The organism is Rhizobium sp. P2_G9 (assembly GCF_056403475.1).
In genome coordinates this window covers 1-20,421 of the sequence record NZ_JBFUFK010000045.1, presented here as the reverse complement: position 1 = coordinate 20,421, position 20,421 = coordinate 1, and the positions used below count along the sequence as shown (strand labels likewise).

25 protein-coding genes are annotated in these 20,421 nt (G+C 60.8%); 15 read left to right on the top strand and 10 right to left on the bottom strand.

Annotated elements, in window-relative coordinates:
* The first annotated feature begins 178 nt into the window (after positions 1-178).
* The 5 genes from AC1DYF_RS30605 (at position 179) to AC1DYF_RS30585 (ending at position 4,685) form a co-directional block, all read left to right on the top strand.
* Positions 179-1,270, top strand: a complete 1,092-nt coding sequence (locus tag AC1DYF_RS30605) for a hypothetical protein (protein ID WP_477881378.1) — start codon at positions 179-181, stop codon at positions 1,268-1,270.
* Positions 1,271-1,609: 339 nt separating this feature from the next.
* Positions 1,610-1,738 (top strand): hypothetical protein, encoded by a 129-nt coding sequence (locus AC1DYF_RS30600; RefSeq protein WP_477881377.1) that lies wholly within the window; start codon positions 1,610-1,612, stop codon positions 1,736-1,738.
* Positions 1,735-2,466, top strand: a complete 732-nt coding sequence (locus AC1DYF_RS30595; RefSeq protein ID WP_477881376.1) for a metal ABC transporter ATP-binding protein — start codon at positions 1,735-1,737, stop codon at positions 2,464-2,466. The genes AC1DYF_RS30600 and AC1DYF_RS30595 overlap by 4 nt, the downstream gene beginning before the upstream one ends.
* A 433-nt stretch (positions 2,467-2,899) precedes the next feature.
* The gene (locus AC1DYF_RS30590; RefSeq protein WP_477881375.1) at positions 2,900-3,763 is read left to right on the top strand and encodes a metal ABC transporter permease; all 864 of its coding nucleotides are present in this window, start codon (positions 2,900-2,902) and stop codon (positions 3,761-3,763) included.
* A 25-nt stretch (positions 3,764-3,788) separates the two neighbouring features.
* Entirely contained in the window at positions 3,789-4,685 is an 897-nt protein-coding gene (locus AC1DYF_RS30585) for a metal ABC transporter substrate-binding protein (RefSeq protein ID WP_477881374.1), read from the top strand.
* A gap of 143 nt (positions 4,686-4,828) precedes the next feature.
* Here AC1DYF_RS30585 and AC1DYF_RS30580 read toward each other — a convergent pair whose 3' ends face one another.
* From AC1DYF_RS30580 to AC1DYF_RS30570, 3 genes are all read right to left on the bottom strand, one after another.
* Positions 4,829-5,206 carry an AbrB/MazE/SpoVT family DNA-binding domain-containing protein gene (locus AC1DYF_RS30580; protein WP_477881373.1) on the bottom strand — a complete coding sequence of 126 codons (378 nt, stop codon included), beginning with the start codon at positions 5,204-5,206 and terminating at the stop codon, positions 4,829-4,831.
* Positions 5,207-5,310: 104 nt separating this feature from the next.
* Positions 5,311-5,514: a hypothetical protein gene (locus tag AC1DYF_RS30575; protein WP_477881372.1), complete on the bottom strand. Its 204-nt coding sequence runs from the start codon at positions 5,512-5,514 to the stop codon at positions 5,311-5,313.
* A 308-nt stretch (positions 5,515-5,822) separates the two neighbouring features.
* Positions 5,823-7,028 carry a calcium-binding protein gene (locus AC1DYF_RS30570; RefSeq protein ID WP_477881371.1) on the bottom strand — a complete coding sequence of 402 codons (1,206 nt, stop codon included), beginning with the start codon at positions 7,026-7,028 and terminating at the stop codon, positions 5,823-5,825.
* A 304-nt stretch (positions 7,029-7,332) separates the two neighbouring features.
* On the opposite strand from AC1DYF_RS30570, the gene AC1DYF_RS30565 reads away from it, so the two are divergent.
* Complete coding sequence (locus AC1DYF_RS30565) at positions 7,333-7,761, top strand: MerR family transcriptional regulator (RefSeq protein ID WP_477881370.1); 429 nt, start codon at positions 7,333-7,335, stop codon at positions 7,759-7,761.
* A gap of 49 nt (positions 7,762-7,810) precedes the next feature.
* On the opposite strand, the gene AC1DYF_RS30560 is transcribed toward AC1DYF_RS30565, so the two are convergent.
* Genes AC1DYF_RS30560 through AC1DYF_RS30550 form a run of 3 tightly spaced genes read right to left on the bottom strand, consistent with a single transcriptional unit; the run spans position 7,811 to position 8,565 of the window.
* On the bottom strand, positions 7,811-7,999 hold the full coding sequence (locus AC1DYF_RS30560; protein ID WP_477881369.1) for a hypothetical protein: 189 nt from the start codon (positions 7,997-7,999) through the stop codon (positions 7,811-7,813).
* A gap of 4 nt (positions 8,000-8,003) precedes the next feature.
* Positions 8,004-8,327, bottom strand: coding sequence for a hypothetical protein (locus AC1DYF_RS30555; protein ID WP_477881368.1), 324 nt, complete (start codon positions 8,325-8,327; stop codon positions 8,004-8,006).
* Position 8,328: 1 nt separating this feature from the next.
* Positions 8,329-8,565: a hypothetical protein gene (locus tag AC1DYF_RS30550; RefSeq protein ID WP_477881367.1), complete on the bottom strand. Its 237-nt coding sequence runs from the start codon at positions 8,563-8,565 to the stop codon at positions 8,329-8,331.
* 163 nt (positions 8,566-8,728) lie between these two features.
* On the opposite strand from AC1DYF_RS30550, the gene AC1DYF_RS30545 reads away from it, so the two are divergent.
* The 3 genes from AC1DYF_RS30545 to AC1DYF_RS30535 all read left to right on the top strand — a co-directional run bounded on the left by AC1DYF_RS30545 (position 8,729) and on the right by AC1DYF_RS30535 (position 9,873).
* Complete coding sequence (locus tag AC1DYF_RS30545) at positions 8,729-9,013, top strand: hypothetical protein (protein ID WP_477881366.1); 285 nt, start codon at positions 8,729-8,731, stop codon at positions 9,011-9,013.
* A gap of 255 nt (positions 9,014-9,268) precedes the next feature.
* Positions 9,269-9,550: a type II toxin-antitoxin system Phd/YefM family antitoxin gene (locus tag AC1DYF_RS30540; protein ID WP_477881365.1), complete on the top strand. Its 282-nt coding sequence runs from the start codon at positions 9,269-9,271 to the stop codon at positions 9,548-9,550.
* Entirely contained in the window at positions 9,550-9,873 is a 324-nt protein-coding gene (locus AC1DYF_RS30535) for a type II toxin-antitoxin system RelE/ParE family toxin (protein ID WP_477881364.1), read from the top strand. Before AC1DYF_RS30540 ends, AC1DYF_RS30535 begins: the two co-directional genes overlap by 1 nt.
* Positions 9,874-10,017: 144 nt before the next feature.
* Here AC1DYF_RS30535 and AC1DYF_RS30530 read toward each other — a convergent pair whose 3' ends face one another.
* Positions 10,018-10,758, bottom strand: coding sequence for an XRE family transcriptional regulator (locus AC1DYF_RS30530; protein ID WP_477881362.1), 741 nt, complete (start codon positions 10,756-10,758; stop codon positions 10,018-10,020).
* A gap of 72 nt (positions 10,759-10,830) precedes the next feature.
* Between AC1DYF_RS30530 and AC1DYF_RS30525 the strand changes: the two genes are divergently transcribed.
* The 3 genes from AC1DYF_RS30525 to AC1DYF_RS30515 all read left to right on the top strand — a co-directional run bounded on the left by AC1DYF_RS30525 (position 10,831) and on the right by AC1DYF_RS30515 (position 12,189).
* On the top strand, positions 10,831-11,334 hold the full coding sequence (locus tag AC1DYF_RS30525; protein WP_477881360.1) for a hypothetical protein: 504 nt from the start codon (positions 10,831-10,833) through the stop codon (positions 11,332-11,334).
* 112 nt (positions 11,335-11,446) lie between these two features.
* On the top strand, positions 11,447-11,602 hold the full coding sequence (locus tag AC1DYF_RS30520; protein ID WP_477881359.1) for a hypothetical protein: 156 nt from the start codon (positions 11,447-11,449) through the stop codon (positions 11,600-11,602).
* Positions 11,603-11,766: 164 nt separating this feature from the next.
* Entirely contained in the window at positions 11,767-12,189 is a 423-nt protein-coding gene (locus tag AC1DYF_RS30515; RefSeq protein WP_477881358.1) for a hypothetical protein, read from the top strand.
* 466 nt (positions 12,190-12,655) lie between these two features.
* Here the strand turns inward: AC1DYF_RS30515 and AC1DYF_RS30510 are convergent, their stop codons facing one another.
* The 3 genes from AC1DYF_RS30510 to AC1DYF_RS30500 form a co-directional block, all read right to left on the bottom strand.
* Positions 12,656-12,916, bottom strand: a complete 261-nt coding sequence (locus AC1DYF_RS30510; RefSeq protein ID WP_477881357.1) for a DUF982 domain-containing protein — start codon at positions 12,914-12,916, stop codon at positions 12,656-12,658.
* 96 nt (positions 12,917-13,012) lie between these two features.
* Positions 13,013-13,441, bottom strand: coding sequence for a type II toxin-antitoxin system HicB family antitoxin (locus AC1DYF_RS30505; RefSeq protein WP_477881356.1), 429 nt, complete (start codon positions 13,439-13,441; stop codon positions 13,013-13,015).
* A gap of 168 nt (positions 13,442-13,609) precedes the next feature.
* Complete coding sequence (locus AC1DYF_RS30500) at positions 13,610-15,004, bottom strand: DUF6161 domain-containing protein (protein WP_477881355.1); 1,395 nt, start codon at positions 15,002-15,004, stop codon at positions 13,610-13,612.
* A 20-nt stretch (positions 15,005-15,024) separates the two neighbouring features.
* Between AC1DYF_RS30500 and AC1DYF_RS30495 the strand changes: the two genes are divergently transcribed.
* The 3 genes from AC1DYF_RS30495 (at position 15,025) to AC1DYF_RS30485 (ending at position 20,160) form a co-directional block, all read left to right on the top strand.
* Positions 15,025-17,043 (top strand): AAA family ATPase, encoded by a 2,019-nt coding sequence (locus AC1DYF_RS30495; RefSeq protein ID WP_477881354.1) that lies wholly within the window; start codon positions 15,025-15,027, stop codon positions 17,041-17,043.
* Positions 17,044-17,584: 541 nt separating this feature from the next.
* On the top strand, positions 17,585-18,766 hold the full coding sequence (locus AC1DYF_RS30490) for a calcium-binding protein (RefSeq protein ID WP_477881352.1): 1,182 nt from the start codon (positions 17,585-17,587) through the stop codon (positions 18,764-18,766).
* A 230-nt stretch (positions 18,767-18,996) separates the two neighbouring features.
* Entirely contained in the window at positions 18,997-20,160 is a 1,164-nt protein-coding gene (locus AC1DYF_RS30485) for a calcium-binding protein (RefSeq protein ID WP_477881350.1), read from the top strand.
* Positions 20,161-20,421: the final 261 nt, after the last annotated feature.

Below are 20,421 nucleotides of genomic sequence, written 5' to 3'. Positions count from 1 at the left end.
TTGAGCCGCCAGCTTGTCCTTGTCGCATCCCCATGTTATCTCGCATCCCAGACCCGTTTCGCCGGCAGTGCACGATGATGCAGAGACCGCGCCGGGTCGTTGTTGTCGCACCTGTGCCAGTCCTTCGGAAGATCACCTGGCGTCTTCCACTCCCATGACAGTCCCCAGACGTTTGTCTATGCCTACCCCGCCCGCCTCCATCGGGCGTGATCTGTTTTCCCAATTCCGTTCGCCCCGTCGCGGCTCCGGCAATCCGGAGCGGATGACCAATCCTGTCTGGCTCTGGGCGGTCGAGCAGCGCCTCGACGGCTGGGCGCTCAATATCGCTTTCGATGGCCCGCCATCGGAACAGGCTGGGCCATGCTGGGCCTTCGGCCGCTTTGGAATGACCGAAACCACGCTGCCGGATGGCCGGTTGGTGCGGATCGGCGGCGAATATGAGGATTGGTATGATGCGGATTTCTACATCTACAACGATGTGATCGTGACGGATGGCGCCGGCCAGACCGAAATATTCGGCTACTCAGAAGACGTGTTTCCGCCGACGGATTTCCATACGGCCACGCTGGTGGAAGACCGGATCATCGTCATCGGCGGCCTGTCCCATAGAAAATTGCGCAAGGACAAGGTGCAGCTGTTGGCGCTCGACACCGGTGACTATCGCTTCGAGCGCCTCGATGCCACGGGCGAGGCGCCGCCGTGGCTCTACGAGCACTCGGCCGAGAATATGGAGGATGGCACGATCGTTGTCCGGGGCGGGTTGATGATCGACCAGCGCTTGCCGATGTCGGTGGAAAATATCGACGACTGGCGGCTCGACCTCGGCACGCTACGCTGGGATCGACTGACCCGCCGGGCGTGGCCGCGCTTCAGTTTCGTGCGCGCGGACCGCAAATCCAACCATTTGTATGATCTGCGCCGACTTCGCTGGGAGCGCAGATTCGAGGATAGGCGCGACAAATATATCGCGCTGAATGTCGAGCTCACGGGCAAACTCGGCCTGCCGCCGCGGCTCGACCTGTATGAGACGTTGTTCTTACCCGACATGCCGCATGTGCAGGTCCCGCCGGACAAGGATGAGTTCCGCGTTTATCGCCTGACCGTCGAGGGCGTGACCGTACGCTATGTCGAGAGCAGTTTTGATGTCACCCTGACGGTCGAGGGCACGCTGCCGGCGGATATCGTCGAGCGGCTGCGCTTGGATCTGTTGGGGAAATTTGCTGGCATTGAGAATGCGGAGATCGATTGCGTTCCGCTGTTGCTGGATTGAAATGGGGCGCTCCGCAGGAGCATACTTGGCTGCTCGCACTTGCGGTGACCCCCCTCTGTCCTGCCGGACATCTCCCCCTCAAGGGGGGAGATTGGCTAGACGTTCGACCTCCGCCTCAAGCTAGCCTTGAATGCCGCAAACTCGACCTATGAGAGATACAAGACGCCGCCGCGAGTCAATCTCCCCCCTTGAGGGGGAGATGCCCAGCAGGGCAGAGGGGGGGGGCAACCACACGGCACAACAGCCACCTGCGACCAAATGTAACTTTATAACATTTTTCTCGACATCCAAAATGATACGTTATAACACTTCGCCACCTCTCGCCCGACAGGATGGCCTATGACAATCCAATCCCACCCTTTCCGCAGCTCCATCCTGGCCCAGTCGGCGCTCACACGCATCCTCGCCGTGCTCGTTCTGCTCGCCGGACTGTGGGCGGCCATTGCCTGGGCGGTGGCTTTGCCATGAGCCGGGCAGCACTTCGTCTCGATAATATTTCCGTTGCCTATGAGCGGCAGCTGGCTGTGCACGGCGTCACCGGCGCTTTTGCCGAGGGCAGTTTGACTGCCATTGCCGGGCCGAATGGGGCGGGCAAGTCGACGCTGCTGAAAGCCATTGTCGGCGATCTCAAGCTGGCGTCTGGCAGGATCGATCGGCGCGGCGATTGCCGGATCGGCTACCTGCCGCAGGCCGCCGAGATCGAGCGGCAGTTTCCGTTGACGGTGGCCGATACGGTCATGCTCGGGCTCTGGCGGCAGACCGGCGCCTTTGGCGGGGTGTCGCGGGCAGCGGCGGCGAAGGTGCAGGAGGCGATCGAGGCGGTCGGGCTCGATGGGCTGGAGCACCGGCATATCGGCACGCTGTCGGCGGGGCAGTTCCAGCGCATGCTGTTTGCCCGGCTGTCGCTGCAGGAGGCCGATATCATTCTGCTCGACGAGCCGTTCACGGCGGTGGATGCGGCGACGACGGCCGATCTGCTGCGCATGGTGCATCGCTGGCACAAAGCGGGGCGGACGGTGATTGCCGTGCTGCATGATGTCGAGCAGATCGAGGTGCATTTCCCCGACACGCTGTTGATGGCGCGGGCGCCGGTGCATTGGGGGCCGACGTGGCAGGCGCTGACATCGGACAATATCTTGCGCGCCCGGGCGATGGCGGGCCGGGTGTTGGTGGGTGCAGAGGGGGCTTATGCATGAGGCGGGATGCATTGGCCTGCGATTTTTCGGGCGGACAAGACGTAGGTTTGCTCTTATCATCCGGGCAAACGTGTCGGACGCAAAGACCCTCTCTGGCCTGCCGGCGTTCGTCGCTGAGATCGATCCACTGGATCGATCCCTCCGCTTCGCGGACCGCTCCTTACCCCCCACAAGGGGGGAGAGAACTCGCGGTAGCCGCCCCGCCCAAATCGACGCCTCGGCGATGCAGTAACCAAGCCTCTCTCCGTTGTCGGCAGGGTTTAACCTGCGGCTCCACCGGGCCTGATGGTGGCAGGGAGAGTGCCGCGAGTCCTCTCCCCCCTTGTGGGGGAGATGGCCGGCAGGCCAGAGAGGGTCTTCGCGTCATATGCGATCATTCTGGCGATAAGACCAGACAAGCGGGGTCGTGCCGCCCAGAAAACGGAGCGACCGCATGACCCTCTACGCCGACCTGATCCAACCCTTCATCGATTACGGTTTCATGCGCCGGGCGCTGGTGGGGTCGCTGGCGCTTGCCATCGGCTCCGGGCCAATCGGGGTGCTGTTGATGCTCAGGCGCATGAGCCTGGTGGGCGATGCGATGAGCCATGCAGTGCTGCCGGGGGCGGCCATCGGTTTTCTGATCGCCGGCGGGCTGTCGCTGCCGGCCATGGGGCTGGGCGGCATTGTCGCCGGCGTGGTGGTGGCGCTGCTGTCGGGGCTCGTCAGCCGCACGACGGTGCTGAAGGAGGATGCGAGCTTTGCCAGTTTCTATCTGGCGTCGCTGGCCGCCGGCGTGTTGATCGTGTCGCTGCGCGGCTCGAATGTCGATCTCCTGCATGTGCTGTTCGGCACCATTCTCGCCATCGATCCCACGGCGCTTTATTTTGTCGGCGCGGTCGCCTCGGTCACGGTGTTGGTGCTGGCACTGGTCTACCGGCCGCTGGTGGTCGAATGTTTCGATCCGGGCTTTTTGCGCGCCATGCGCGGCGGCGGGTCGTTCTATCACATCCTGTTTCTGTTTCTCGTCGTGCTCAATCTGGTCGCCGGCTTCCAGGCGCTTGGCACGCTGATGGCGGTGGGATTGATGACGCTGCCGGCGGCGATTGCCCAGCTCTGGGCGCGGACGCTGCCTGTCATGATGCTGATCGCGGCTGGTGTCGCTGCCGCCTCGGGGCTCATTGGCCTGATCGTCTCCTACAATTTCAGCCTCGCCTCCGGGCCGACGATCATCCTGGTCGCGGCCGTGCTTTACGGCGGTTCGCTGATTTTCTGCCCCTCCGGCGCCGTCCGGCGGTTTTTCCCAGCCCGCATCTGACGATGTGACAACATAGGAGACTAAAATGCCCCACCTTAAAACCGTGGTTCTGGCAGGGACGGCGCTTGCCGCCTTGTTTGCCGCAGCACAGATCGCTTCGGCGAAAACGCTCGACGTCGTCGCCAGCTTCACCGTGCTTGCCGATGTGGTGCACGAGATCGGCGGCGAGCATGTGCATGTCAAAAGCCTGGTCGGGCTGAATGGCGACCCGCATGAATTCGAGCCGTCGCCGGCCGATGCCAAGGCGCTGCGTTCGGCCGATGTGGTGTTCGTCAGCGGCGAGGGGCTGGAGGGCTGGATGGACCGGCTGATCACCGCCTCCGGCTACCAGGGCACGCCGGTCACCGCCTCGCTCGGCATCAAAACGCGCGAGATGCAGGAAGACGGCAAGACGATCACCGATCCGCATGTGTGGAACAGCCCCGTCAATGTCGCGATCTGGGTGACCAATATCGAAAAGGCGCTGGTTGCCGCCGATCCCGAAGATGCCAAACGTTTTCATGCCAATGCGGAAAAATACCGGGGCGAGCTCAGCGCACTCGATGCCTATGCGCATGGCAAGCTCGATGCGGTGCCGGAGGCCAGGCGCAAGATCCTCACCAGCCATGATGCGTTCGGTTATTTCGGCCGGGAATACAGGGTGAAATTCCTGGCGCCGCTCGGGGTGTCGACGGAGACGGAGGCGTCTGCCGCGGATGTGGCCAGGCTGATCGACCAGATCAAGGCGGAGGGGGTGAAGGTGTATTTCTTCGAGAATTCCAACGATCCGAAACTGGTCAACCAGATCGCGGCGGCGACGGGGGCGAAGCCGGGCGGGGAGCTTTATGTCGAAGCGCTATCGGATAAGGATGGGCCGGCTTCGACATATTTGCGGATGTTCCGTTATAATGTCGATCGGATTGTGGGGGCGCTTGGAAGGTAGGGTGTTCCTTCCGTCAATGTTATGGCTTGGGGTTTACGCCCCAAGCGATCGTTCGACCGCAAAAGGTAAGGCGCACCCAACCCGCTCAAAACCTGTACCCAACCTGCAGGCGGGCGAGGAATGCGGCAGGCAGGGACGCTGTTTCAGCAGACTTCGCGCCCCGCCGGCGGCGCGTCGATCCAGGCGCGTTCATCCTCCGTCGGTGCGGCATCGGCCTTGTAGCCGGCCACCAGTTCATCCAGGGCATATTTCAGCTGCTGCAGGTTGATCGCCTTGTCCTGCATGGCGATCGGTTCGGCGATGAACTGTGTCCCCTTGACCGAGATTGCCATCTCCTGTCCTTCAGCCAGGCCGAGCATGTCCCGGGCGGCGGCAGGAATGGTCATGACCAGCGATCCGCCGGCCTTCTTCAGTTTCGTGACCACGAGGAAGCCTTCGGTGTGCATGGGGTCTGTGGCGCCGGGTCCGACCGAAATCGGACGGCTGCCGATCGTGCCGGTTCCGTCTTTTGTAGCTGGCATGTATCATCCTCCCGAGATGTCGAACATCCTATACCATTTGCAGCAGTGACTCGTAAGGGGCTTTGCCAGCAAGCTTTGGCCCGTCTCAGTCACTGTGGTCCGACTCAATCGCTATGGTCCGATGGGGCCAGATAGATGGAATGGTGCGTCGGCAGCGGAAAGCCGTTTTCATCCTGACCCGAACCGTAAAGCCATGTGGCCAATCCGGAATTGCCGGTCAGCATTTCGTAACCGGCCATGGTGAGAAACACGATGCCAGCAATGCCGAAGCATAGTCCCGAAGCATGACGAAGGCTGCCGCTGCTCATCCCAAGTCTCCATCTCCCAATGGAACGTCAATCGCTGCTTACATTCCAAGCTATATAAAGATTTAAGAAAGTAAAGAACAATCGGATAACAGCCGGCAAATGGCACTTCCTGTATCGGAACAAACGGAAGGTGTCACAAATAGAAACGGTTGGATGCGAAGATGCTGCTCAGTTTCGCGAGACTTGTTGCAGCCTGCCATTTCCACTTTTACTGGCGCGGCGTCGGACCGCGCCAGCGCCTCGGTGCCGGCGATCATGGTCGAGATTCCGGCTTCCTCGGCGACGGCATCGCCGCGCGGGCGGCCGCATCAGAAGACGAAGTCGGACGGTTGCAGGTCGTTCGGCTCGACGCCGATCAGCCTCAGGCTGTCTCCATGGCCGAAATCGATCACCACGTCGCTGCCATTGGTGGTGATCAGCGCCGCAAGCTGGTTCAGGCTGGTGACGCCATCGACATGCGACAGATCGATCTTGTCGTGGCCGGGGCCGGACGCCTGGAAATCGCTGACCGTGTCGGTACCGAAGCCGGTCTTGAACACGAATGTGTCGGCATCGGCGCCGCCGACCAGCAGGTCGGTGCCCGTGCCGCCGGAGAGCACATCCTCGCCGAAATCGCCCAGAAGCGTGTTGTTGCCGGAATTGCCCGACAGGTGATTGGCCAGTGCATTGCCCACGCCGCCGGTATTGCCCTTGCCGGTCAGGACGAGATTTTCGAAATCCTGGCCCAATGTATAGGTGGCGTGCGACTTGACGGTGTCGATGCCGCCGCCATTGGCTTCGGAAATCAGGGTCTTGTGGTTGTCGATCACATAGGTGTCGTTGCCCGCGCCGCCGAAAACGGTGCCRGTCAGCGTGCCCTTGTGGCCGTTGAAGATATCGTCGCCCGAGCCCAGCTGCACATCGCCGGACATGGTGCCGCGGTTGATCACCGAGACGGAGCCGGTGACGGATGCGTCGACATTGACCGAATGCTGGACCCCCGACATCGTGCCGGTGTTGACGATGCGTTCGTCGCCGGCATGGTAGCCCGGAATATCCACGGCGACAGAGGTCGACGTCAGCGTGCCGCTGTTGTGCAGGACGGTATTGGCGCCCTGGATGTCGATGCCCATGGACTTGGCAATGATGTCGCCGGTATTGAGGATTTTCACCGCATCCGCGCCGACGCCTATGCCCTGATAGCCATCGATCTTGCCATGGTTGATCACTTTCGAATGGTCGCCGTCGACACCGATGCCGCCTTCCTCGTCGAGGATCTGGCCGGTATCACCGATGACGATCGTCCCGCCACCTTTGCCGGTGAGCTGGTCGCCGAGCCACACACCGCCGCCCGGTTGATTGGGCGCCTTGATCGTGCCGTCGATTTCGATCACGCGACCCGACGCAGTCCCACTGGCATCGATGCCTTCAATCTGGTCGACGCTGATCGTGGCGCCTTTTTCGAGAATATAATGCGTGTCGCCGGCCAGTGCCTCGACCGGCTTGTTCGTGTCCTTGATCTTGACCGTATTCATGGCTTGTTCCTATGTCGCGGCTTCCTCTTGAAAGCGTTTGCCATGGGGACGTTCATCGATTGCGGCCTATTGCCGTTTCAATTGTTTCAATTGTTTCCGCGCGATGTCTCTTCCGCTCGCCGCGGGTGCGACGAGGTCCGCAGATTTTCGGAATCAGATAGCGAATTCCACAAGGATGGAATTGAGATTGCGCGCAATTCCGTAACAACGTGGCTACCGGCACGGCGAGCCGCTCGCTCTCACGATCGGCGCGGTTGTTCATCGTGACCTGTTGCGATAGAATGGTGCTGAAGGAGCGCCTGGCATGAGCCGTAAAGCCACGATCGAGTACGAGAGCCTAAATCCGACATTAATCGAGGAAGCGCAACGCGTTCTCTCGAAGTTGTCGGCGGGCGACCATGTAACGGTCAGCTTCTCCGCAGAACTCGCGCAAGTCATGAGCCGATTTCTGAAAGTCGCCACCGAGGAGGGAGCGATTGCCTTCGGCCATATCGGTCGCGAAGTCACACCCGCTCAGGCTGCCAAAATCCTTGGTTCCGATGAGATTCTGTTGGAGCACCGGATACAGGCGGGAGACTTGACTTGCCGAGAGGTTGGAGGACGGCGCTTTCTTGATCTGGAAGAGGTCTTGGAGTTGAGGAAGGCCGAAGACGCGCAAAACGAGCTGATGCTTGAAGCGAGCCAGTTGATGGAAAGCGTGGAGCCGACAAGGCTACATGGCCCTACACCATAGCAATTCGCTGTCATTCAAAAGGACCAGACGGCGTTCACAGGACGGTTTGTCACGCCCGCACCTCCGCCGCTTTGATCTCCGCCTCGATCACCGGCAGCATCACGTCCACCAGATCGCGCCAATAGGCTCGAGCATGGTCCGGCAGATCCGGCCAGGATTGGTCTATGCCCTGTTGCACGGCGCGGGCGGCGTAGATTTTCTCGACCAGGTGATCGGGGTCGGGTTGGGTTGCGCTCATCGCTTCAGGCCCTCGCGCGATCGTAGGTGACGCTGTTGAGCGCGCGGCGGTGGGCGTGGCGGGTGCCGCGGGCGTCCTCGTCCAGGCCGTCGACGAGGTCGAGGAAGGCGCTGTCGACCTGGCCGTTGCGGCCGGTAATGTCTAAAAATTCGTCGGAGAGGTAGGAGCCGTCGGCGCCGAGCTGGTAGGCGAGGCCCTCGATGCCGGCAAACAGGTTCGCCAGGAAGGCGCGGAACGCCTCGCGGTTCGAGCGCGCGTCATTGCGGCGATCGAGCAAGGTGCAGGCGTCGTCGATCGCTTCCGTCATGGCTTGGAAATGCCGGACCATGTCACGCCTCCGGACGCTTGAGGGCGGCGGCATCCGAGCCCGGCGCCGGGCGGACGGGGTAGGGCCGCGCCGGCGCGCAAACCGCGCCGCCATCGCGCTCGGCCCGGGCGAAGACGCGCCGGAGATAGGGGTCGCGGAACAGGGTCGACAGGATGATCATCGGCATATCCTCATCTGGGCCGGCCGGTTTGCCGGCGATGAAATAAATGTGCGTTTCGCATTTAACATTGTCAATCAAGAAAAGTGCATAATGCATTTTTTCGATGGAGGAGGTTTTGTCGTCATCGTCGGCGGCGAGGGTGATGTCGAGAAAAATGCGAGCAAATCCAGAGCCTTCGATGATTCACCGTCCAGGTTGCAAAATGCCTCTCGACTCTCATTGTGTTTCCTGATTTTCTACCATGAACAAAACAAGAACAAACATGGAGAAAAGGGAATTGCGCGGCGCTATCGGGTATGCGGATGCGAACCGCTTGTTGTGCGAACTGGCAAGCGTGAAGGTGGAATGCGAGGAATGCGGGAGGGCAAGCGTGCTGGGTTTTCAGGAGCTGCAAAGCGCTACATTTTCAGGCGCCTATAGCTACCGCATGCTGTGCGAGAAGCTGCGCTGCAGCCAGTGCCCGCCGCGCCCGCGGCGCTGGCGGAAATTGTCGATCGCGCCGGTCTGGCGGGGGGTGGTGATGTGAGGGGGCGGAGCGGTGCTGCGATGGATGGCTGTCATCGGGCGCGCAGTTGCTGCGGATCGAACGTCGCCTCCATGCGGACATATCGTCACTCCGCCGGCTTGGTTTTCTTCAGGCCACGGGGCCGAAAAGCAGGAAACTTTCCCCGGAGGCGATCAAGGTGATTTGCATGCAAACGGAATCCCGCGCGTCTGTCTCTGCGGACCTTGGTATTAGACCATTAACGGTCTATATTCTGGTCAAAAGGAGATCGGATCGATGAAATTGTCTGAACAGGTCAAACCCATCAGCTACCTCAAGGCTCACGCGCCGGAAATCCTTCGCCAGCTTGGCGATCACCGGCAACCGGTGGTGATCACCCTGCATGGCGAGGCAAAGGCAGTGCTCCAGGACGTCAGGCAATATGAGGAAACGCAGGAAACGCTGGCGCTTTTGAAGGTGCTGGCACTGACCAACAAGCAGGTCGAAGACGGCAAAGTCCGCCCTGCGAAAGAAACGTTCGCACGCCTTCGCGACCGCCTGTCGAAACCTGAAACCTGATGTCGTACCAGGTTCTTTTTGCGGAGGACGCGGAACAGGATGTTGAAGATCTCTACCGTTTCCTGACCGGTCGGGATGGCGTCCAGACCGCCGAACGGATCCTCAGCGAAATCGAAGAAGCCTGCCTCGGCCTCGAGGATTTTCCCGAGAGAGGAAATGTGCCGAAGGAATTGGTTGGACTGAGCATTACCGAATATCGGGAACTGCACCACAAGCCATGGCGGATGATCTATCGCGTCATGGGAGAGAACGTGATCATCTATTGCGTCGCCGACGGTCGGCGAGACATGCAATCCTTCCTCGAGCGGCGATTGTTGCGCTGAACGGCGTTGTCGCTGACGTGGTCACCAGCCATGCCACGCCAAATCATCGATCTGCTCGGCGCCGCAATCGAGCAGGACATGCCCGAACCCTTGTCGGTGCTGAGCAGGTCTCGTGAGGCCCGCCCCGGCCCCGGCAAACGCAACTCAAATCATCGAGTGATGCACGATCTTGTGGATCGAAAACACCCGTTCGGTGTCGAAGTCGAGTTCGCGGCTCTCGCCTTCCTCGGGATTGTGCTGCCAGAGCTGCAGGCGCCGTGAGCTCTTGGCGCGGAATTCCTTCACATAGCTTTCCATCTCGTCGCCGTCGCGCATCGGTTTGAGCTGTACGACCACGTCGTCGCCGTGGCGGACGGGAAGCTGCGGGTTGAGCCACACGGTTTCGCCGGCCTTGAAGCGCGGCTCCATCGAGGTGCCGTAGACGCGCACGGCATAGGCATTGGGCACGTTTTCGAGCTCGGGCGGGCAGAAGACGCGGGCGACTTCGGCGCCGTTGAGGACAAACTTGCCGTTCGGGCCGGCTTCGGTCTGGCCGAGCACGGGGATGCTGCGGCCCTTGGGGAATTCGGTGTAGATCGGCGGGAAGCTGGCATTCGGCCGGGTGGCGCGGCGTTCGGGCGGCTGCGCCGGCTCCTCGGCGACCCCCATCGGGGGCATGTAGCCGGGGCTGTCGCCCTTGCCGGTCAGGAGCCAGTCGAGCGAGACGCGATAGCGCCGCGCATAAAGCTCGCTCGCATCCGTGGTCAGGCCGCGTGTGCCGTTCTCATGCTGCGAATAGGTCGCATAGGGCACGCCGAGCGATTCCGCCGCGGCAATCGCGGTCTTGAAGCCTGCATTCTTGCGGGCGGCTTTCAGACGGGCCGCGATGTCGTTGATGTCAGTCATGCGCTATGCATACCCGAAATAAAAATGCGATTGGCATTGACAGAATAAAATGCATATAGCATTTATTTGGCCATGACAAGCGAATCCGACACAGCGCAGGACAGTGCCGCCGCCACACCGTCGCCGAGGTTCAACCGGCGGCGTTCGGCCGCCGGCCTCTGCGCCGGCGCCGGTGACGACGATTTCGGTTTTGAGGATTTCGATTTTGAGGACGAGGAGCAGGCCATGACGCGGCAGCGAACCTATTGCGACAGCCAGATCCGCCGGGCGCTGATCGCCTATGGCGAGGGCAAGGAGTTTACCGAGATCGCGGCGATCCTGGGCCTCGTGCATTTTGCCCCCAACTCGACCCTGATCCACGAGCGCCGGCAATATGGCATGACCCATGGCGGCGGCGTGCCGCCGGCGGTGCGCAAGATCGGCGTGCCGGAGGTGGAAGAGCCCGAGGCGCTGCGCCGCCACCGCCGGGTGCGACGCGGCTTCGATGTGCCGCGCAGTGCCGAGGACCGGTTCATTGCGCTGATCCTGTCGGGGCTGTCGATCGCCGAGGCGGGGCAGCGGGTGGGGCGGGAGTAGGGGGTGGTGACAACCTCACCTCATGTCGCGGGATTTTCGCGCATGCAGTTGCTGCACCTTTGTTGAGATGAACTTCAGCCGCCCCACACACGCAACCACGGAGCCCACACCAATGCTCACCCACCCCATCGACCAATGCCCCGCCTGCCACAAATCGCTCGGGCCGGCCGAGATCATCGAGCGCTGGTGCGAGGATTGCACCCGCCCGACGGACAAGCCGGAAGCCCGTAAACTCAGGCCCGACAGGCCGCAAAAACAGGCGGCATGACATGACCCCTGACGCTCTCTCGGCCATGGCAGGGCCGGATGCGATCGGCTCCGGTTTCCCGGCGGACCTGCCGGGGCCGATCGCCCTTTACCATGCCGATGCGGCGCGTCTCGGCCTGCGACGGTGCACTGTTGGGGCAGGCGCAACCCCCGGGAGGCGCCATCATGGTGCATCGTGCCGGCCCTCATGATGCCCGGGCCTCGACCGGCTTCGCGCCTGTCCCGGCCGGTGATTATCGCGCCAGCATTGTCGGTGCAGCGATCGGGGACGTGTCGAGGGCCAGCAGTTACGGCCGCTGCCTGACACTGACCTGGCAGATCGAGGCCGGGCCGTTTGGCAATCGCCTCATCTCTCAGCGGCTCAATCTCTGGGCTGAGAATATGCAAAATCTCGACAAGGTGATCGCCATCGCCAATGCGCAATTTGCCGCGATCCGCGCGGCGACTGGGCGGCTGGTGCCGCGCGATGTGGACGAACTGTGCAACATTGCCTGCCGGATCAAGGTGGGGATCGCGAGCGATCCCGCGGGCCAATATGCGCAGCGCAATGAGGTGCGGGCGGTAAGGGCGGCTGGCATGCCGGTCTGATGTGGGATGGGGGTGCAAGGCTGCTCGATCGAGGGCCATTTTGACGCGGTCGCTTTTTCGAGGGCCGCTGCGAGGCAAAGCCGGGCGCTGGTTTTTGAAGCGCCCGGTATTTCTATTTGAACCCCATTGCTCGGGAAGGATCGGGACGATGCTTGGTGTTTTGTTGTGTCCCTCTCGACCCTTCCTGCGATCCTCGTGTGGTAGCGTCATCCGGTGGGACACCCCCCTCTGTCCTGCCGGACATCTCCCCCTCAAGGGGGGAGATTGGATGGGGCGCCGTCTCGGCTTCGTCTACCGTCGCCTGCTCTGCAACGTTCATGTGAGGCGGTGGGAGCGCCGCGAGTCAATCTCCCCCCTTGAGGGGGAGATGCCCGCCCTTCGACAAAAGCTCAGGAGGGCAGAGGGGGGTACGCCACATGCGACAGAGGCCTTCCCGGAACGGCGCAAGCCGCTCAGGTCAACACCGCTACCTCTCCCTCACATAAATCCCCGCATCGTCCGCGGCCTTGATGAACGCCGCGCGCGCCTTGGAGGCCAGCGCGCGTCTGCGGGTGTTTTCCAGCGCCGCGATGCAGGCTTTGACCGCCGCCTTGAAGGCCTGGCTATCGCTTTCCGGCCATTCCTCGCCGGTCAGATGCCGGGCGGCTTCCTCGGTGCTGGTGACGCGGCGATATTTGCCGATGCCGTGGAGTTCGAGCTCCACGCCCTTATCCCAGAACTGGGCCATGACACAAACCTTTCACGCACAACCATGGCGATTCATGTCGGTCGGAAACGAACCGTTCCGTGTGGCGGAAAAGAATCCCAGGCCGGCGATTTTCCGCTATTCCGCCGCCTCCAGGCCGATGACCAGCGCATAGCCCATGGCGGCAAGTGCTACCTGCAGCATGGGCAGCTTGGTCGCCTTGTCCGGGTCGAGCAGCCGGCGGACTTCCTTTTCATCGCGGCCCATGCGGCGCGCCAGCTCGCTTTGCGTCAGGCCCGAGCCGCGAAAGGTCTCGATCACGGCGATCTTGGCGGCGATTTCCGGATCCGGCGTGATCATCGGGCCGGCCGCGGCGGCTGCGGGCAGGGGCTTGCCGGCTTCCAGATAGAAGAGCAGGGCAACGCCCAGGGCATCGCGCGCCATCGCCCGTGCATCGGCCATGTCGTCACCCCCGGTGATGGCTTCCGGCACGTCCGGAAAGGTGACGTCAAAGCCGCCTTCGCGCTCGCTGGGCTCGAATATGGCCGCATAGGCGTAGGTTTGCATGGGTCTTTCTCCGTTTCGATGCGGCGAGTGTCGGACATTTTTGTCCGGAATTCAAGCGAATTCGGACAAAAAAGTCCGAGGCCAAGATTTGGCGTCAGAGCCGCTCGACGGAAAGCGTGCCTGATGAGAGCCGCCGGGGAGAAAATGGACCGCGCGACACCCTGCAGCCTAGCCTCCCATGCCCTTCATCTTGTCGATCAAGTCGGTGAAGCTTGGAGGTTCGACACTGTCGTTTACCTGGCCCGGCGGCGGGCGGAACAGGGCATTCAGCAGCAGTGCCCGATCTTCCTTTTGAGCAAAATCGTTTCTGATCAGGTGGATGTACGTTTGCATAATGGTCCGCCGCTGCTGCGCATCATTGGCCATCAGCAGACTATGCATGTTCAGACGCACAAGAATCCGAATTGTCCAAAGATAAAGCCCTATTGGGAAAGCGATGATCAACAAGCGATTGAGGGCCGCCATTGTGAGCTGTGCAGCCGTGGGATTTGGCGGAAGATCGCGCATGACCACGGAGTTTATTTTCATCAGGGCGTCGATGACGGCATCGTCATAATAGATCGCCAGCGCCGGAATGACGATGAGCAGGGCGCCGAGCGCCGCTGTGGTGACCCAAAAGGCCCTCGTGTTCGCAGCCGCGCGCTTGTCCCACAAGTCCCGGCCGGACCTCTGTGCGGCGTCCTCCGTTACAGAGGTTTCGATAGCGTTGATCCGGTCTGCGCTTTCTTTGACGAAATTGGCTATTCGGCTCGCGTTTTCAGAGAGATCGCTGATCTGAGCCTGCGTCTTGTTGATGCTTGTATCGGTGCTTCGAAGCATAGCGCTTACGGCTTCCGATGCGGTGTTCGTCTGATTTGTCAGCGCCGAAAAGGCAGATTGCCGGCTGGCGATCTCGTCAGAAAAGACAGACATTGTCTTGCGCGCATCGTCGACAAACGATTGAAAATTCAAATTCAGTTGCTGAAAAGTCGACTTGGCATTTTCCTCCTCGGCGCTTGCTTCCAACCGCGCGCTCCAGGCCAGGTAGCTTGCCTTTTCTACATCGATGGCCGTTGCATAGTTCAACTGACTCCGTTCGAACGCGATCGGCGCGTTTTTTGTGCGCTCAACGATCAGCGCCGCAAGGGTCGAGATGATCAGTCCAAGGTAAAGTCCGGGAGACTGTTGTGGAAGCCCCGAGAGCGCCTGTGCAAGATGCTCGTCGGCATTGGGCTGGAATTCGACTGGAGTTGGTGTCAGCACTGTTGCCGGCTCGTATGGCTGTTGCCATATCTTGAGCACAACTTGCATATCCTCCCGGCAGAATTGATCTGGCACAAAACTAACCATGACCGCTTCAAGTCTTTGAGCCATGGCCCTGTCGGGTACAGTAAGATCTGGCGCCTTACTCAGACCTTTGGCCAAAAACATCCCGCTGAGAAGCTCGAACCTAGCCCGATCCATGCTTTCCCCTCCTTCGCAGTGGACAATAAACTCCAGCAGAACAAGATCGATTTTACAATAGAAAGTTGCGCCCAGATCGCGGCACTGGCCGCAGCGCCCGGCAACAAGACGTTTGCACATATGTATCGATCCCAATGCCCATGACCCTCAGCCCCAATTTCGAAACCGCGCTTCGCCTCGCCGATCTCGGCTATTTCGTCTTCCCCTGCCGTTCCTCAGGCGACGGGGCGAAGAAGCCGATGCCGACGATCCAGTGGCGCAAAATGTCCAGCAATGATCCGCAGCAGGTCAGCCGCTGGTGGCGGACCTGGCCGTATGCGGCGCCGGGGCTGGATCTGGCGAAATCGGGGCTGATCGTCATCGATGCCGACCGGCACGGGCAGGCCGATGGCGTGCTGGCCGTGGGCGACATGATGGCCGATCATGGCTATGACCCGGCGCCGGTGCCGACCGTGTCGACGCCCGGCAATGGCACGCATTTCTTCTACCGCCAGCCGGAGGGCAAAAGCTTCGGCAATGCCGACAGCCGCCTCTACAAGGGCTGCAAGCTCAAGGATATGGGCATCAATATCCGCGGCGATGGCGGCTATGTGATTGCGCCGGGCAGCGAGATGCAGCGTGGCCGCTATGAGCTGTTCGGCGACCTGGCCGCAGCCCCCGTCCTGCCGGACTGGTTCAGCGCCATTCTCGATGGCGAGCCGGCGCGCCCGGTCCAGCCAATGGCCGTTCCCCGGACAGAAATGTCCGATCAGCGCATCCGCGCCTATTGCGATGCGGCGATTGCCGCGGAGGTGGCCAAGGTGGCCGGTGCTGCCGAGGGCGGGCGCAACAACACGCTCAACGAAGCCGCCTTCGCGCTCGGCCAGCTGGTCGGCGCCGGTTTTATCGGCGAGAGCGAGGTGTTTGCGCTGCTGGCCAATGCGGCGGCGCATTCGGGGCTCGACGCGGTGGAAAGCCGGATGACGATCCAATCCGGCCTCGGCGCCGGGCGGAAGGAACCGCGCGTCCTGCCGCAATCGGACCTGCCGCATGCGGTCGACCCGCTGGAGGCGGCGCGGATCAATGCGATGATCCTGGCGGCCTGGGAGAAGAAGGAGGCAGAAAGGAACGAGACGGAAAAGGCGCGGGCGAAATCGGAGCTGGAATGGTTCGATCATGTCCAACCGGTGACGGTGTCGCCCTATATCATCAAGGGTTTCCTCGATCATGCGGCGATGTCGGTGATCTACGGCCCATCCAACAGCGGCAAGACCTTCTTTGCGCTCGATCTGGCCTTCCACATCGCCACCGCGGCCCGCTGGCGGGAGCGCCGGGTGGATGGCGGAGCGGTGCTCTATCTGGCGGCCGAGGGCGGCAATGGCATTGCCAACCGCATCGCGGCACTGCGCAGCCGGACGGGGGTGACCGATGTGCCCCTGGCGCTGCGCCGCGCCGGGCTCGACCTGCTCGATCCCCGGGCCGATACCGCCCATGTGATCCGGCTGGCGCGCGAGGTGGAGGAGGTGGCGCCGCTGTCGCTGATCGTCATCGACACGCTGTCGCGCGTCATCGCCGGCGGCGACGAAAACGCCGCCACCGACATGACCGCCTTCATCAGGAACGTCGATGCGATCCGCCAGGCCACCGGCGCCCATGTGATGATCGTCCATCACACCGGCAAGGACGTGGCCAAGGGCGCCCGCGGCCACTCCTCGCTGCGGGCGGCGACGGATACCGAGATCGAAGTGTCGGTCGATGAGGTCGAGGGGCGCGTGGCCAGGGTGACGAAACAGCGCGATTACGAGGGCGGCGAGGAGTTCAGGTTCAAGTTGAAAGCGGTCGATCTGGGGCACGACCAGGATGGCGACAGGATCGGCTCCTGTGTGGTGACGGCGGCGGAGGGGGAGCGGCATGACGATCTGCCGTCAAAAAACACGTGCAAGGTGATCCTGCGCGAAATCCAGACGGCCTTCGACAAGGGCAATCCCTATTCCATGACCATTCAGTCGCAGCGGACCGGGCGTTATGCGCCGCGGGCGCTCAGCCGGCATTTCAACGTCAAGACCAGCGTCATGGATCGGCTGCTCAAGGCGTGGCTGGACAATGAAATCATCATCTCCAGCACCTTCGACAGCAGCAACAACAGATCCGGTTTGAAAGTGATTGGAGATCTCGTTTGATGGGCGGCAAGCAGGCGGCAAGGTGGCGGCAAGCGGCGGCAAGGAATTGCTTGCCGCCTGCTTTAGTCAATGAAATCAGATATTTGTGGCAAAAGCGGCAAGCAAAGGCGGCAAGGGCGGCAAGCAGCCGTAACCCATTGAAATCATTGAGGCGGCAAGCGGCGGCAAGGGGGTCTCTCCTACGGAGAGAAGGCGCGCTTGCCGCGCCGCCTTCTGGGGAGAGAGGGGAGCGGTGGGCGTTGGGGGATGGTTGATGGGTGGCGAGTAGAGTGGATGGGCTATCCAAGATGCCGCAGAACCCCGCTGACGACGTGGTGGCGCCGACGCGCTTACATTTCATTGATGCATCCATCGCGAGCAGCCAGGCTTGGGAGCCATCCGTGAAGTCCGACCAACAGACCGTTTCTTGGTCGTCTGAATCAAATAGTCATACTATCGAGAATAATCTCGCAGTTGCGAACGTCTGGCATTCAATCGATGCGCATGCCGAATGCTTTGGCCTGGTCGCGAGAAAAACAATCCGGCCGAAGGGGCATACGTCATGGCTAAGCACAATATCGATTCCGACTTCAACAGCACGTATGAGATCAAGACGAACGGCGACAATTGGACCTTTGCGAAATCATTTTCCGCGTTTGGTGAAAATTTCGGCATCGACATCGGCAGTCAGTACACCGGCAATACCATCGTCATGGATGGCGAAGCGCACGGTGATATCGCGGGTGTCTTCAGTGAAGCGAATAATACCACGATCAACCTTGGATCGACCGCCAAGTTGACGGGCTCCGTCAGTCTTGAAGTCGCCGGCGACACTGTCTCGATCGTCAACGACAGCAAGCTCGCTGCGACGACCTATGGTGTCTTCGCCCATGACGCGACCCACGTGACGTTCACCAACAACAACACGGTCAAGGCCGTCGACGCACTTGTTCTTGGTCCGGGTTCCACAGTTATCAATTCAGCAGGAGCAACCATCACCGGCACGACCTATGGAGTCGCCATAGCGGACGTTGACGGCTCGCATACGAGCATGGTCAATCACGGAACGATTACATCGGGACAGGATGCGTATTTTACCGAAGACGGCGATACGACCGCGACCAACGACGGCACCATCATCGGCAACATCATGCTCGGAGCAGGCAACGACCGATTTGACAACCGCGGCGGTACCATTACCAATGACGGGCACGGCGTCACCGGGAATGATGGCAACGACACGCTGATCACCGACAGCGCCAAGGTGAAACTCATCGAAGACCTCGACGAGGGAACCGACACGGTCAAGTCGACCGTGAGCTACAAGCTCTCTGCAAACGTCGAGAATCTGTTCCTGCTCGGCTCCGACAATACGCGCGCAACCGGCACCGACGCCGACAACGTCATTCACGGCAATTCCGGTGACAATGTCATCATGGGATTGCTCGGAGCCGACAACCTCTATGGCCACAAGGGCAATGACATCCTGACCGGCGGCGGCGGCGCCGATGTGTTTCACTTTTCGATCGACGACGGCCAAGACACCGTCACCGACTTTGAAAATGGTTTGGACAAGGTCGACGTTTCCCGCTGGAAAGCGATCACCAGCTTCGACGACCTGATGCAGCATCACATTGCGTTCAAGAACGGCGACGCCATCATTACCGCTGGCCACGATTCCCTGATATTGGACGGCGTTGCCAAAGCCGACCTCGATGCCGGCGATTTTACCTTCGCAATGTAGCGCTCGTCACCGCGCCTTCGGCATATTCCTGCGACGAGCGCTCGATAAAATCCCACAGGTCCAGCGGATTACGCCAGGTGGCGCCGATTGACCTGTCGCCGGATCTGCTGCCGAAACCTGGAAACCGGCTGTTGCCGCCAACAATGTGGTGAAGCCAACGTCTGCCGTTCAGACGATGCCGATCCATCGACCGGCAGCAACTGAACAATCAACTCAAGGAAACATTTGTCATGGCCAAGCACATCATCGATTCCGACTTCACCAGCACCTATGAAATCAAAAAATCCGCCGACGATTGGACGTTTACGAAAGATTTTTCCGTCACGTCGACGACATATGGAATCCATGTCGGCGCGAATTTTGACGGCAACACGATTGAGATCGACGGTGCGGTACACGGCGATCAAGCGGGTGTTTTCTGTGAATCCGACGACACCACGATCCACATCGGGGCAACCGCCAAACTAACCGGCGGTGCGGGAATTGCCGTTACCGGCGACAATATTTCCGTCGTCAACGACAGCAAGATTGCGGCAGCCGGCTATGGCGTCTTCAGCGGCGCCACACACCTGACATTCACGAACGAAAACATCATCAAAGCCGATTCCGCCATCTATGTTGTTTCAGATACCCATATCGTCAATGCGGAAGGGGCTACCATCATCGGCAAGACGTTTGCCGTCAGTCTGGGTTCGTCGAGCCTGGTCAACCACGGAACGATCACCGCGACACAAGACGCCGTGCTCGGCGGTGACGGCACGACGACTGTGGTCAACGATGGCACGATCACCGGCAATATAGATCTCGGCGCCGGCGATGACCGGTTCGACAATCGTGGTGGCGTCATTACCAACGATATGAGCGGTGTGGCAGGTTCCATAGGCAACGATACACTGATCACCGACAGCGCCAAGGTGAAGCTCATAGAAGACTTTGACCAGGGGACTGACACGGTCAAGTCGACCGTGAGCTACAAGCTCTCGGACAATGTGGAAAGACTGTTCCTGCTTGGTTCCGATGACACCAAGGGAACTGGCACCGCCTACGACAACACCATCCACGGCAATTCCGGTAACAATGTCATCAAGGGCTTGCTCGGAGTGGATAACCTCTATGGTCACAAGGGCAACGATATCCTCACCGGCGGCGGCGATACCGATGTGTTTCATTTTTCAACCGGCGACGGCAATGACACGGTCACTGACTTTACACATGACTATGACCGCGTCGATGTTTCCGGCTGGAAGGCCATCACCAGCTTCGACGAACTGATGCAGCATCATATTGCGTTCACGAACGGGGACGCCGTCATTACCGCCGGCCACGATACCCTGACGCTGAAGGGCGTCGCCGAAGGCGATTTRCATGCGAGCGACTTCGTGTTCGCGGTGTAGCGCTCGATAGCATAGCCGAGTCTACTGCGCATGTTGGGCGCAAGACTGCGACCCCCGTGGGGAGGGATTAACCCAGCCGCATCGTAGGTGCCTCAATTGGGCCGAGGCGGTTCCGCGAGTCTTCTCCCCCCTCACATGAGGATTTTGCTGTCAAGGTATGAGTTAGGGATTTCCTGTTTGTTCGACGGGTTGGCCTTCCTGTTCGTCCCGACCTTACGGTTTTGTATGGCATCGCGCGCAGAGCGGGGCAAGGGTCGGCCA